At 67.9% G+C, this 13,257-nt stretch carries 10 protein-coding genes; 4 read left to right on the top strand and 6 right to left on the bottom strand.

Annotated features, from left to right (window positions below; genetic code table 11):
* The first annotated feature begins 6 nt into the window (after positions 1-6).
* Complete coding sequence (locus ACQY46_RS03855; RefSeq protein ID WP_428698987.1) at positions 7-1,329, top strand: TRAP transporter large permease; 1,323 nt, start codon at positions 7-9, stop codon at positions 1,327-1,329.
* Here the strand turns inward: ACQY46_RS03855 and ACQY46_RS03850 are convergent.
* The 3 genes from ACQY46_RS03850 to ACQY46_RS03840 all read right to left on the bottom strand — a co-directional run bounded on the left by ACQY46_RS03850 (position 1,323) and on the right by ACQY46_RS03840 (position 4,612).
* Positions 1,323-2,339, bottom strand: a complete 1,017-nt coding sequence (locus ACQY46_RS03850; protein ID WP_428698986.1) for a lysophospholipid acyltransferase family protein — start codon at positions 2,337-2,339, stop codon at positions 1,323-1,325. The genes ACQY46_RS03855 and ACQY46_RS03850 overlap by 7 nt on opposite strands.
* Positions 2,336-3,850 (bottom strand): cytochrome P450, encoded by a 1,515-nt coding sequence (locus ACQY46_RS03845; RefSeq protein ID WP_428698985.1) that lies wholly within the window; start codon positions 3,848-3,850, stop codon positions 2,336-2,338. The genes ACQY46_RS03850 and ACQY46_RS03845 overlap by 4 nt, the downstream gene beginning before the upstream one ends.
* Positions 3,851-4,021: 171 nt before the next feature.
* Positions 4,022-4,612 carry a TetR/AcrR family transcriptional regulator gene (locus ACQY46_RS03840; protein ID WP_428698984.1) on the bottom strand — a complete coding sequence of 197 codons (591 nt, stop codon included), beginning with the start codon at positions 4,610-4,612 and terminating at the stop codon, positions 4,022-4,024.
* A gap of 145 nt (positions 4,613-4,757) precedes the next feature.
* Here ACQY46_RS03840 and ACQY46_RS03835 point away from each other — a divergent pair, with 145 nt between their 5' ends.
* Positions 4,758-5,603 (top strand): YdhR family protein, encoded by an 846-nt coding sequence (locus tag ACQY46_RS03835; RefSeq protein WP_428698983.1) that lies wholly within the window; start codon positions 4,758-4,760, stop codon positions 5,601-5,603.
* A 75-nt stretch (positions 5,604-5,678) separates the two neighbouring features.
* On the opposite strand, the gene ACQY46_RS03830 is transcribed toward ACQY46_RS03835, so the two are convergent.
* Both ACQY46_RS03830 and pobA read right to left on the bottom strand, forming a co-directional pair.
* On the bottom strand, positions 5,679-6,968 hold the full coding sequence (locus ACQY46_RS03830) for an amidohydrolase family protein (RefSeq protein WP_428698982.1): 1,290 nt from the start codon (positions 6,966-6,968) through the stop codon (positions 5,679-5,681).
* A 267-nt stretch (positions 6,969-7,235) separates the two neighbouring features.
* Positions 7,236-8,459 carry a 4-hydroxybenzoate 3-monooxygenase gene (pobA, locus tag ACQY46_RS03825; protein WP_428698981.1) on the bottom strand — a complete coding sequence of 408 codons (1,224 nt, stop codon included), beginning with the start codon at positions 8,457-8,459 and terminating at the stop codon, positions 7,236-7,238.
* A gap of 138 nt (positions 8,460-8,597) precedes the next feature.
* On the opposite strand from pobA, the gene ACQY46_RS03820 reads away from it, so the two are divergent.
* Positions 8,598-9,470, top strand: coding sequence for a helix-turn-helix domain-containing protein (locus tag ACQY46_RS03820; RefSeq protein WP_428698980.1), 873 nt, complete (start codon positions 8,598-8,600; stop codon positions 9,468-9,470).
* 7 nt (positions 9,471-9,477) lie between these two features.
* On the opposite strand, the gene pap is transcribed toward ACQY46_RS03820, so the two are convergent.
* Positions 9,478-10,968: a polyphosphate:AMP phosphotransferase gene (pap, locus tag ACQY46_RS03815; protein ID WP_428698979.1), complete on the bottom strand. Its 1,491-nt coding sequence runs from the start codon at positions 10,966-10,968 to the stop codon at positions 9,478-9,480.
* Between the two features lie 234 nt (positions 10,969-11,202).
* Between pap and ACQY46_RS03810 the strand changes: the two genes are divergently transcribed.
* Positions 11,203-13,257: a VTT domain-containing protein gene (locus ACQY46_RS03810; RefSeq protein ID WP_428698978.1), complete on the top strand. Its 2,055-nt coding sequence runs from the start codon at positions 11,203-11,205 to the stop codon at positions 13,255-13,257.

Below are 13,257 nucleotides of genomic sequence, written 5' to 3'. Positions count from 1 at the left end.
CCAGACGTGACGTCCCTCGAATACGGGCTGTGGTCGATCCCGATCCTGCTGGCGCTGATCTTCGCGCGCATGCCCATCGGCCTTGCGATGTTCCTTGTCGGCGTGGCCGGCACCAGCTTCGTCACGGGCTCGACCGTGCCCATCCTGGCGCAGCTCAAGTCATTGGTCTACAGCACCTTTTCCAACTACTCGCTGTCCATCGTGCCGCTGTTCCTGCTGATGGGCCAGTTTGCCACGCGAGGCGGCATGTCGCGCGCCCTGTTCAAGGCCGCCGAGACGCTCGTCGGGCACCGCCGCGGCGGTGTCGCCATGGCGGCGGTCGCCGCCTGCGGCGGCTTCGGCGCGATCTGCGGATCGTCGCTCGCAACCGCCGCGACCATGGGCCAGGTGGCGCTTCCCGAGATGCGCCGCTGCGGCTATTCCGGCGCGCTGTCGACCGCCTGCCTTGCCGCCGGCGGCACGCTGGGCATCCTCATTCCGCCCTCCGTGGTCTTGGTCATCTACGCCATCCTGACAGAGCAGAACATCGCCAAGCTGTTCATGGCCGCCTTCATTCCGGGCATTCTCGCCGCCGCCGGCTACATGCTGACCGTGTCGCTCTATGTCCGCTTCCGGCCCGAAAGCGCCGGCAGCCAGGAAAAGGCGAGCTGGGCCGAACGGGGTGCGGCCCTGGTTGCCGTGTGGCCCGTGATGATCATCTTCATCGTGGTCATCGGCGGCATCTATTCCGGTATCTTCACGCCGACCGAAGGAGCGGCGGTGGGCGCCGCCGGCACCGGCATCGTGGCGCTCCTCAATGGCGGCCTCGACCGCAAGGGACTGGTGGAGTCCTTCCTGTCGACGGCCAGCGCCACCGGCATGATCTTCTTCATCGTGCTCGGCGCCAGCGTCTACAACGGCTTCCTCGCCTTCTCGCAATTGCCCCAGCAATCGGCGGCCTTCGTCGTCGATCTCGGCCTCAATCCCTGGACGGTGCTGGTGCTGATCCTGGTCTGCTACCTGATTTTCGGCTGCATCATGGATTCGCTCTCGATGATCCTGCTTACCATTCCGATCTTCTTCCCGATCGTCTCGGTTCTGGATTTCGGGCTGCCGCCGGAAGAGTTCGCCCTGTGGTTCGGCATCATCGTGCTGATCGTCGTCGAGGTAGGTCTGATTACCCCGCCGGTCGGCATGAATCTCTTCGTCATCAACTCGATGGCGCCCGACGTACCGCTGTCGCAAACCTTCAAGGGCGTGGTGCCGTTTATCGCCAGCGATATCGTGCGCGTGGCGATCCTGGTGCTGTTCCCCGGCCTGACACTGTTCCTGGTGCGGTTGCTCTACTGAGCCGCCGCATCGCCGGGCGGACGGGCGACGAAACCGGGCAGGCGCAGTTCGGGCAGCATGTACCACTGCTCGACATGGGCGCGCACAAGCGGGTCGAAATACCGGTCGAGCGCCACCACGCCGCCTGAAACCGCAAGGCTTTCCAGACCTTCCCGGTCAAAGACAAGCGGCGCGCCGACCACGAAGCGGTATTGGGCCGTCCCGGTGCGCAGGACATGGACAGGCACGAGCGGCGCGCCGGTCTTCAGCGCAAGCTTGACCGCCGTGACCGCGTTGCCGCGCGCCGGAAGGTCGCGGCCGAAGGCAGGAAGGTGAACCTGCCGGTCCCGGACCTCGTCGACAAAGAGGATCGCGTCGAACCCCTCGGTGACCACAAGCCGGTGCAGGTGGCGGGCCGAACGCTGGCCCGGCGGGAAGGCGAAAATCCCGTAGCGGGCCCTGAGCCTTGCGAGAATGGCGTTGGACGCGTTCGACGGTTCCGGCTGCCAGGTGCCGACAGCCTCGCGGCCAAGCCTGTTGAGGATCGTCTCGAAACAGAGCTCGAAAGGCCCGAGATGGACACAGGCAAAGACCGCCGGTCCATCGCGGGGAAGCGCGGCAATGCTGCCCTCCGGATCGTCGATCTCCAGCCGGCCGGCAGCCCCGAGCCGCTCCAGCGTTGCATACTCGGCGAAAACGGCGCCGGCCCCTTTCCACCAGCGGGCCAGCGCTTCGGCATGCGCCGTACCGGACAAGGGGCCGGCGGCATGCAGCCGGTCGAGGTTCCAGGCGATGCGACGGGCAAAGATGCGGCTGCCATTCATCCGCTGCACGAGCGGAGCAAGCAGCCGCCCCAGGCGCGGAGCGAACCCAACCGGCAGCCGGCGCAGGATCTCGTGCAGGGCCTGCTTGAGAAGATCGCGCGGCCACGCCCGCAAGCGACGGGCCAGCGAGGGTGCCGGGATTTCCGGAGCCCGGGTCTCCCCGAAGGCGACCGGCGGAATGCGGCGGCGGCCGCGGACCGCGCTCACGGTCGGCGCGGAACGAGCCGCATCGGCAGCCTGTCGCCTGGCCGCAGCGTCAGCCGGCAGACCGGCTGGATGTCGACGCCGGTCTCAAGCTTCAGGTCGAAGGCCTGGGCAAGAAGCGCGAGCGACAGGATCGATTCCGTCATGCCGAAGGCAAGACCGGCGCAGATGCGCGGGCCTATGGCGAAGGGCACATAGGCGAATTTCGATTGGCCGCCGCGGGCACCACCGAGAAAACGTTCCGGCTCGAAATGATCGGGCCGCTGCCAGAGCTCGGGATTGCGGTGCAGCAGCCAGGGCACGACCATGACGATCGAGCCCTTCGGCGTCGCCATGCCGCCGACCGTCTCGTCGGCCAGCGCCTCGCGGGCAAGGATCGGCACCGGCGGGTAAAGCCGCAGGGTCTCCTCGATGACGGCGCGGGCATAGGGCAGGCGGGCGATGTCGTCGAAGCCGGGCATCCGTCCGCCGAGCACCTGATCGAGTTCCGCGTGCAGGGCGCGGCGCGCGGCCGGCGCCTGCGACAGCAGGAACCAGGCCCAGGCGAGCGTGTTCGCCGTCGTCTCGTGGCCGGCCATGAAGATCACGGCCGCCTCGTTGCAGATCGCCTCGCGCGACAACGGCCGGCCGTCCTCGTCGCGGGCATCGAGCAGCCCGCCGATCACCGAGGTCTCGCCGTCGCGGCTCTTTTGCTGGTAGCGCGAGATGACCTCGTCGAGAACCTTGTCGATGCGCGCCACCGAGCGGCGGATCGCCCGGCCGCGCCGGCGCGGCAGCCAGTCGGGCAGGCCGAGCAGGGAGAGAAGGTCGATCTGGTCGATATGACGCTGGTAGTCGGAAAAGCTCTCGACCACCTCGGCGGCATAGTCGCGCCCGAGCGCGCTGCCGAAGATGGTGCGGCAGATGATTTCCGCGGTCAGATGCGCCATTTCCTGCAAGGCGTCGACGGGTGCGTCCTCGCCCGCCGCCGCCCAGGCATCGCGCCGTTCGGCCACCGTTTCCGCCATCACCGGGAAGAACTCGCGCACCTTCGAGGCATGGATGATCGGGGCGACAACCTGGCGGCGGCGGCGCCAGGTCTCGCCGTCGGAGACAAACAGGCCGTCACCGAGCAGGGGCTCGAGCGCATGGCGCATCTGGGCGCTCTTGCGCTGGAAGGTCTCGTGCTTCCTGACGAAGGCCTCCTGCACCGTTTCCGGGCTGTTGCAGACGAAGATCTGCTTGCGCAGGACCGCGATCCTCAGCCAAGGCCTGGCAAAGGCCGAGGCCGGCCAGACCGAGAGAAAGCTGCGCCGGGCGAGCCCCAGCAGCCGGTAGACCGGCAGCGCCTTCACATGCCGGAACGGATAGGGCGGCACATAGCCGTCGCCGGCAACCGGAGGCGACCCTGCGGCGACGGGGATATCGTTCGCGGCACCGCCGCCGGCCGCGGGCACAGGCCCTGGATGAACCGGGCACAGCCCGCTCCCCGTCGCGCGCTCCGCACCGCTGTTCGTCCCTGTCGGTTCATCCATGGCTCTCATCCGGCGCGCGTGGCAAGTGGGGCTTTATCGCCCGGACAGGGCCTCTCTCCAAGCCCCGACAGTGGGCAAAATTTCAGCTGAATCCGGTGCAATTTCGACAATTCTCGACAAGAATTTGCGAAAACTTGTTCGATTCTTTTTCGAATTTGCAGCATTTTTGATTCATCGTCGGCCCGGGCCGGCGATTGCCAGCGCCATCTGCCGGACGTTTCCCGCGACCGCATCGGCCTGCGCTCCGTCCGGCATCGCCCGGATGACAGTGAGGCCGCCGATCAGGATCGACAGGAAGCCCCAGGCCCGGGCCTCGGCGTCGCTCTCGCCGGCAAGGCCGCCCGCGACAATCCCCGCAATGCGCGCCATGCGCTCCTGATAGGTCACCCGGCTTTCGTCCGTGCCGCGCATCACCTCGCCGGTGAGCGCCGCCATGGCGCAACCGCAGGCCAGATCGGCGCGATGGGAGGCGCCGAGATAATAGTCGGCGAAGGCCGCCGGCCAGGTCTCGCCATGCTCCCGGCGAAACTCCGGCAGGCGGGCAAGGGTTGCGTCCAGACCCGCCTCGAGCGCCTCCTGGAAGGCCCCGGTCTTCGACCCGAAATGGGCATAGAATGCCCCCGAGGTGACCCCCGCCTCGCGGGCGATGCCATCAACGCCGACCCCGGCATAGCCGTGCTGCTTGAAACCGCGCTCTGCCGCCTCAAGCACCAGCGCCCGGGTTTCCTGCTTCTTCCGCCCCTTGGGGCCACCGTCAGCCATCGGTCAGCATCCATTTAAATAACGATCGTTATATTTTCGATTGACGAGATAACGACCGTTATGCAACATCATCCATAACGATCGTTATATTCCCTTTGACCCATCACGGCAACGGCCCGGGACGCCGCCGTGCAGGAGACATCTCATGACAGACACGCATGCGCCGGGCGACACCCGGCCGGCACCATCGCCGTCGCCGGCACCGAACCGCCGGCAGATCCTCGTCCATGGCCTCAAGGGCGCCGCGCTAACGGGCGTCATCGCCGGCTCCGGCCTGCTCGCGGCACCGCGCGGGTTCTCCGTTTCACCGGCAATGGCCGGCACCATACCGACCACCCTTTCCGACAAGGACCGTTCCATGACCCCGAAAGCCTTCGTCTATACCGAAGTCCAGATCGCCGTTCCCTTCGAGCAGGCGCCCTGGAAAGCGATCAACCAGGCCATCCTCCAGCAGCCCGGCTTCCTCAACAAGACGTGGTTCGCCGGCAGCAGCACCAATTCGCTCGGCGGCATCTACGCCTTCGACAGCATCGGCAACGCCGAAGCCTTCGTCACCGGCTACTTCCCGCGCGAGGCGGCCGGTTTCGGCGTTGCCCACACGACCCGGATTTTCGATGCGGCGGCAACGGAGGAGGCGAGCCGCGACCTTGCCTCGCCGCATTTCGGCGCAAGGCCGACAACCGCGCCCGGTGCCTTCGTCTATACGGAACTGCAGGTGAACATGCCTTTCGCGCAAGTGCCCTGGCAGGACCGCAACCCGGTCCTGCGGGCGCAGAAGGGGCTCCTGTCGAAGACCTGGCTGAGCGGCCTGCACACCGGCACGATCGGCGGGGTCGACGCCTTCGACACGCTTGAAAACGCAAAGGACTTCGCCGTCAACGTCTTCCCGGAGACGGCGGCAAGGATGAACGCGGCGCTCTATACCCGCGTCTTCGACGCCGCCGCGATCGAGGTTGCCAGCCGCGAAATGCACTCGCCCTACTACGTCTGAGCGCATGGCCGGCCCGCCGGCCGCAGGCAGACCCGGCAAGGGGCGGCAGCGCGTCGCCCCTTGCCTCTTGTCGTCTCAGCCTTTCGGCGCGTAGGTGGCCGGATCGACCCTTGCGGGACGCCCGTCAAGGGAAAGGCGGGTGATCGCGGGATCGCTCTCGGCAATGACCCTGCCCGCCCGCACCACGGCAAGGCGGCGGGCGCGCAGGCGGATCGCCTCGATCGTGTCGGCCGCCTGCAGCAGGACGAAATCGGCCCTGCAGCCCTTTTCCAGCCCGTAGCCCTCCAGCCCCATCGCGCGGGCCGGATGGAGCGTGACGCAGTCGAAAGCGTAACGCATCTCCTCGCGGCTCATCATCTGGGCAACATGCAGGCCCATCGAGGCGACCTCCAGCATGTCGCCGGACCCCATCGAATACCAGGGGTCCATGACGCAGTCATGGCCGAAGGCGACATTGATGCCATGGGCGCGCATCTCCGGCACCCGGGTCTGGCCACGGCGCTTCGGATAGGTGTCGTGGCGACCCTGCAGGGTGATGTTGATGAGCGGATTGGCGATCGCATGAACGCCGGCCTCGGCGATCAGCGGCAGCAGCTTGGAGACATAGTAATTGTCCATGGAATGCATGGAGGTGAGATGCGAACCGGCGACGCGGCCCTCAAGGCCGAGGCGCTGCGTCTCCGCCGCCAGCGTCTCGATATGGCGCGACAACGGATCGTCGCTCTCGTCGCAGTGAAGGTCGACCATCAGTCCGCGTTCGGCCGCGATCTCGCAGAGCGCGCGCACCGAGCGGGCGCCGTCCTCCATGGTGCGTTCGAAATGGGGAATGCCGCCGACCACGTCGACGCCCATGTCGAGCGCCCGCAACAGGTTCCGCTCCGCATCGGGCGAGCGGTAGAGACCGTCCTGCGGAAAGGCGACGAGCTGCAGGTCGAGATAGGGAGCCACCTTTTCGCGAACCTGAAGCAGCGCCTCGACACCGGTCAGCCTCTCGTCGCAGACATCCACATGGGAGCGGATGGCAAGCAACCCTTGCGCGACCGCCAGGTCGCAATAGGCAAGCGCCCGCTCGACCACCGCCTCTACGGTGAGCAGCGGTTTCAGCTCGCCCCACAGCGCAATGCCCTCCAGCAGCGTGCCGCTCTCGTTCATGCGCGGCAGGCCAAGGGACAGCGTCGCGTCCATGTGGAAATGGCTGTCGACGAAGGGCGGCGAAACGAGGCGGCCGCCGGCATCGATCACCCGGCCGGCCTGGGCCTCGATGCCGGGCTCGAGCGCGACGATGCGGCCCCGCTCGCAGGCAATGTCGATGTTCTTGCGCCCGTCGGGCAGGGTCGCGTTCTTGACGAGAAGATCGGGAGACATGGCGGATTTTCCGGGTAGAGAGACGGAGGGGCTGCGACGGCGACAGCGCGTGTGTCGGGCAGTTTCGACCGCAACCGCGCCCGTTTCAAGCGCGCGCTTCGCTCACGGGCAGAAGCCGGCCGTTTCGGCAAGCAGGCACTCCGCGACGCGGGCAACCGCGCGGCAGCGCCGCATGGCGGACGGCAAGACGAGCGGCAAGGCGGGTAGGGAGGAAGGCGGCCGGACGCAAAGCGAAAGGCGCGACCTGTGGGAAAATGCCGCCTCGTCTCAGTAGGGCAGGCCGACATAGTTCTCGGCAAAAGCGGCCTGAGCCGTCCGCGAAGTGGCGAGATAGTCGAACTCGGCCTGCTGCATGCGGGCGCCGAACTCGCCCGTGTCGGGAAAGCTGTGCAAGGTCGAGGTCATCCACCAGGAGAACCGCTCCGCCTTCCAGACACGGGCAAGGGCCCGATCCGAATAGCGTTCGAGTGCGAGATCGTCGCCGGCCGTGTAATGGGCGATCAGGCCCTCGGACAGGTAATGAACGTCGGAGGCGGCAAGGTTCAGCCCCTTGGCGCCGGTCGGCGGCACGATATGGGCGGCATCCCCGGCAAGGAACAGGCGGCCGTGGCGCATCGGCTCGGCGACGAAGGAGCGCAAGGGCGCAATGCTCTTCTCGATCGACGGGCCGGTGACGAGACGGGCCGCGACATCGGCCGGCAGATGGGCGGCAAGCGTCTCCCAGAAGCGGTCGTCGGACCAGTTCCCGGCATCCTCCTCGAGCGGACACTGGATGTAGTAGCGGCTGCGGGTCGGGGACCGCATCGAGCACAGGGCGAAGCCCTTCTCGTGGCTGGCATAGATCAGCTCGTCGCTGACCGGCGGCACGTCGGCGAGGATGCCGAGCCAGCCGAAGGGATAGACCAGTTCGAAGAGCTTCAGCCGATCCTCCGGGATCGAGCGACGCGAGACGCCGTGGAACCCGTCGCAGCCGGCGATGAAATCGCAATCGATGCGGTGCGTCTCGCCGCCAAGCGTGAAGGTCGCGAAGGGGCTCGCGCTCTCAAGACCGTGCAGGGCGACGTCCCCGGCCTCGTGCAGGATGGTGCCGCCCATGGCGTCGCGCGCGGCATAGAGATCGGCGGTCACCTCGGTCTGGCCGTAGACCATCACCGTCCTGCCACCGGTCAGCCCGGCCAGGTCGAGACGCAGGCGCCGGTCGCGAAAGGAGATCTCGACACCGCCGTGGAGGAGCCCCTTGCGGTCCATGCGGGCGCCGACGCCGGCCTGCCGCAGCAGGTCGACCGTGCCCTGCTCCAGCACTCCGGCGCGGATGCGCGAGAGCACATAGGCGCGCGAACGACGCTCCAGCACGACATTGTCCACGCCTGCGCGATGCAGCAACTGGGACAGCAGCAGCCCGGCCGGGCCGCCGCCGATGATGAGCACCTGCGTGCGGGCCGGAACGGCGCTGGCACCGGCAGAAAGGGAGCCGGAGGTATCTTCGGTCATGGCTACGGCTCGTCCTGAATGCGTCACGGGTGTCGTTGGCGGACATCGCGGCGCAAGTCGCGGCGACGCGGCCGCTTTTTTTCAGATCCTGCCGGAAGGAGCTGGACAAGGGAATGAAGAATTCGCTCCAATACATGGATGAATCGAACACTCCCTTTCGCTCCCGATTTCAGCCTTTATGGGGAACCTGCCGCTTCCGGGTTTCCGGATACGCTGCATATCGAACGTCTCTCGGTACGCAGCGGACCGCGGCGCTGGCGCATTTCCCCCCATCGCCACCCGTCCCTGCACCAGCTGTTCTGGATCGAGCGCGGCGGCGGCACCCTCTTCCACGAGGGCGGCGAGAGCGCCCTTTCCGACGCCAGTTTCGTCAACATGCCGGCCGGGACGACGCATGGCTTCCGCTTCGCCCCGGGCACGCAGGGCTCGGTCCTGACGCTGCCCGACACGGTGTTCGAGCCGATCCGCGCACGCATCGATCCGGATCGCCGGCTGATGCGGCTGCAGGTGGGGGCGGCGCGCGCCGCGCCGGCCGAAATGGAAGCGCTGATTGCCGAGCATGGAGGGCGGCGCGCCAACCGGGGCGAGGCACTGGCGGCGCTTGCCGCGCTCGCCTTCGTCTGGACGCTCAGGCAAATGGACGCCGCGCCGGGCACGGCGGCTGCGGGAGGCGGCGCCCCGGCGCGGCTGGCGGAACGTTTCCAGGGGCTGCTCGACCGGCATCACGGCGAATGGCACGCGGTCGGCGCCTATGCGGCGGCGCTCTCGGTGACGCCGCCGCACCTGTCGCGCGCCTGCCGCGAGGCACTCGGAAAGCCGGCCTCGTCCCTGATCCGCGAGCGGCAGATGCTGGAGGCGCGGCGATTGCTCGCCTATACGCAGGCGGGCGTTGCCGAGGTCGCCTATCGGCTCGGATTTTCCGATCCCGGCTATTTCTCGCGGGTGTTCGCCTCGCAGACGGGCGTCTCGCCGCGCGACTTCCGCCGCCGCTTCACCTCGGGCGCCGGATAAGGGCCGCCTACAGCGCCTCCTTCAACCGGCCGACCAGGGTGCGCAGCACCTCGACACGGGCAAAGCGCTTGTCCTCGGCCGGGACCAGATGCCACGGCGCGTAGCTGGTCGAGGTGCGATCGATCATGTCGCCGGCCGCCTGGGCATAGGTGTCCCATTTCAGCCGGTTGCGCCAGTCGTCGTCGGTGATCTTGAACTGCTTGTAGGGTGTTTCCTCGCGCTCCTTGAAGCGTGCGAGCTGCTCCTGCTTGCTGATCGCCAGCCAGAACTTGACGACCAGCGTGCCGGCCTCGTGCAGCTCGGCCTCGAACTCGTTGATCTCGTTGTAGGCCCGCATCCAGTCGGCTTGCGAGCAGAACCCCTCGACCCGTTCGACCAGCACCCGTCCGTACCAGGAGCGGTCGAAGATCGCGGTGTGTCCGAGCTGCGGCAGGCGCCGCCAGAACCGCCAGAGATAGGGGCGCGCACGTGCCTCCTCGCCCGGCGCCGCGATCCGGTGCACCCGATAGCGGCGCGGATCGAGCGGCCGCGTCACCCGCCGGATGGCGCCGCCCTTGCCGGCCGCGTCATTGCCCTCGAAGGCGACGACCAGCGACATCTTGCGAAACGCCTTCCTGGCCGCGAGATGGGCAAGCTCGCCCTGCCAATGGTCGAGTTCGGCCTGGTAGCGGTTCTTCGAGATCCGGCTGGCAAGGTCGATCGCCTCCACCGCGCTGCGCCGCCCGCCGTCGGCACCGACCCCGGTGGCAACGGCGGGAAGCGCCGGAGCGGACGGGGTGGCGGGCGCCTCCACCGTTTCGAGCCTGCGGCTCAGCGCCATCTCGAGGCAGCGTCCGGCGGCCAGGTCGCGGGCGTGCGGATCCTCGCTCGGAATGACAATCCACGGGGCTGCCGGCGTCGAAGTGACCAGCGCCGCGCGTTCGAACACCGCGCGGGCCTGGGCAGCCCGGCCGATGTCGGTCCACTCGGCCAGGATGTGGCGGGCACGGGCCTTCCTGCCCAGCCCCTTGAGGCGCTCCTTCTGCACCTTCGGCGCGAGAGAGAACCAGAATTTCAGCACCAGCACGTTTTCGCGCGCCAGCAGTTCCTCGAACCGGTTGACACGGGCAAGCGCACGTTCGAACTCCGTCTCGTCCGTCCGTCCGAGGGCAAAGTCGCGCATGGGCGCATTGTACCAGGAGGAGACGACAACGGACATCTCGCCCAGCGCCGGGAGGTCGCGCCAGTAGCGCCACATGCCCGGCCGCTCGCGCTCCACATCCGTCTCCCCGTCATAGGCGTTGCAGGTGACGTAGCGCACGTCGAGCCATTCATGCAGGCGGGCGATGGCTTCGTTCTTGCCGGCGCCGTCGATGCCGGCCACGACGATGACGATGGAGAAGGGCTTCGTCTCGATCACCTTGCGCTGGGCCGCAAGCAGCTCGGTGCGCAGAGCCGGCTCGAGCGCGTCGAAATCGGCGCGTGACAGATCGACGGGAAGCGAAGCCGACTGGAACATGAAAACGGGTACCTTTCTCGGGAAAGCGGGACGCCAAGGGTGGCGCGTCGCGCCGGCCGGCGCAATCGCCAAACATGCCAAACCCGCATGGCGACGAAGAAAACGGCGCGACCAAGGATTGGCGGAGCGCCCCGCAGCGCGTACATGTAGCGGGCCCTGCCCCATTGGGCATCGTTTCATCCCGGTGGCCGCACCGCCCTTCAGCGATTTTGCCATGATGCCGAGCAGCGACCCGTGACCGACCTTCTCAACCAGCTCGTCGCCTTTATCGGCGAGCACCCGACGCTTGCCAATGCCGTCGTGTTCCTGATCGCCATGGGCGAGGCGCTGTTCATCATCGGCATGGTCGTGCCCTCGACCGTGGTGCTGGTGGGGGCCGGGACGCTGGTCGGGCTCGGCAAGCTCGACCCCTGGCCGATCTTCATCTGGACCGTGCTGGGCGCCATCGCGGGAGATGCCATCTCCTACTGGATCGGCCATTTCTACAAGGACCGGATCAAGGCGGTCTGGCCGTTCAACCGCTACCGGACGCTGGTCGACAGGGGCGAGGCCTATTTCCTGCGCCATGGCGGCAAGAGCGTCTTCATCGGCCGCTTCGTGCCGGGCGTGAAGGCGATCGTGCCCGGCATCGCCGGCATGGTCGGCATGCCGGCGGGGCGGTTCACCTTCATCAATGTCACCTCGGCGATCGCCTGGAGCATCGTCCACCTGGGACCGGGCGTCATCGCCGGCACCGCCTTCAGCGCGCTTGGCGAGATCAGCGGACGGCTGGCGACGATGCTCGGCGTCTTCATGGTGCTGCTGTTCCTCGCCGTGATGATCGCGCGCTGGATGATCCTGATCGTGCTGCCGCTTTATGCCGGCAGCCGGCTGCGCACCGTCGACTGGCTGGCGCGGCGCCACCACGGGGCGGCCAAGTGGCTGGCCCGGGCGCTCGACCCCAGCCATCCGCGCTCGGCCGGCATGATCCTTTCGGCGCTGGCGATCATCGTCACGGTGCCGCTCTTCGTCGCGCTGGCCGCGGCGATCTCGCCCGACAACGGCCTCAACCGCGCCGACACGGCGATCCGCAACCTGTTCCACGACCTGCGGACCCCCGTCGGCGACGACATCATGACCTTCCTGACGATGCTGGGCGACGGCGTCGTCACCGCCTGCGTCGCCGCTGTGGTGGTCGCCTATCTCTTCGCCCGGCGAGCCTGGCGGCGGGCGAGCGGGCTGCTGATCGCGATCGCCGGAGCGGCCGTGTTCGTGCCGCTGTTCAAGCTGCTGTTCCACCGCGAGCGGCCGATCGACATCTATTCCGGCGCCGACGCGCTGTCCTTCCCCTCCGGCCACGCCACCCTGACGACGGTGCTCTACGGCATCATCGCGGTGCTCGTTGCCCATGACCGTTCTCCCCTGACCAAGGCCGGCGTTTTCTCGGTCGCGGTGCCGCTGATCGGCGGCGTCGCCTTTTCGCGCATCTATCTGGGCGCCCACTGGATGAGCGACGTGGTGGGCGGACTGGCCTTCGGCACGGCGATGGTGGCCGCCTTCGCCTTCGTCTTCGGCTCGATCCACAACGAGAAGATCGGGCGCTGGGCCCTGGCGGGACTTGCCTGCGTGACGCTGGCAACTGTCGGCGGCCTGCATGTCATGCGCAATTTCGACAGGACCGCGGCCATGTACCGGCCGGCGACGCCGGTGGTGTCGATGTCGGCCGACGACTGGCTTGCCGACGGCTGGCGGCAATTGCCCTCGCACCGGATCGAACTCAACGGCGAACGCGAGGAACCGCTGATCCTGCAATGGAGCGGCACCCCGAAGGCGCTGGCCGAGGCGCTGGCGCCGGCCGGCTACATGCCGGCGCAGGGCTGGTCGCTGACCACGTTTGCCGGCTTCCTTACGGGGCAAACCGCGCCGGAAGACCTGCCGGCGCTGCCGCGCGTGCACAACGGACGGGGCGCGGAACTGGTGCTGGTGCGCCGCGACAGCGACAGCAAGGGGCCGGAAGGCGGCGGCGGAGACACCGGACAGGACGGCGAGCCGGCGCCGGGCGGACGCTGGGTGCTGCGCCTGTGGCCGACCCGCTACGAAGTTCGCCGGGGAGAGGCGGGCACGCAGCCGGTCTATGTCGGCTCGCTGATCCACGAGCGGATCCTGAGGCCGCTCAACGAGCTGTCGGCGCCGCGCACGGACCGGGACCTGCCGGAAGCGAAGGACAACCCGCTGCCGGGATTGCCGGGCACGGCACTGCGCAGCCGCCGCAACGGCTCCGGCGTGGTGCTGGGCGGGCTCGACAGGTAG

This window comes from Stappia sp. (assembly GCF_965276915.1).
GTDB lineage: Bacteria > Pseudomonadota > Alphaproteobacteria > Rhizobiales > Stappiaceae > Stappia.
The sequence above is the reverse complement of the archived record's forward strand: the minus strand, read 5'-3'. Positions and strand labels throughout refer to the sequence as shown.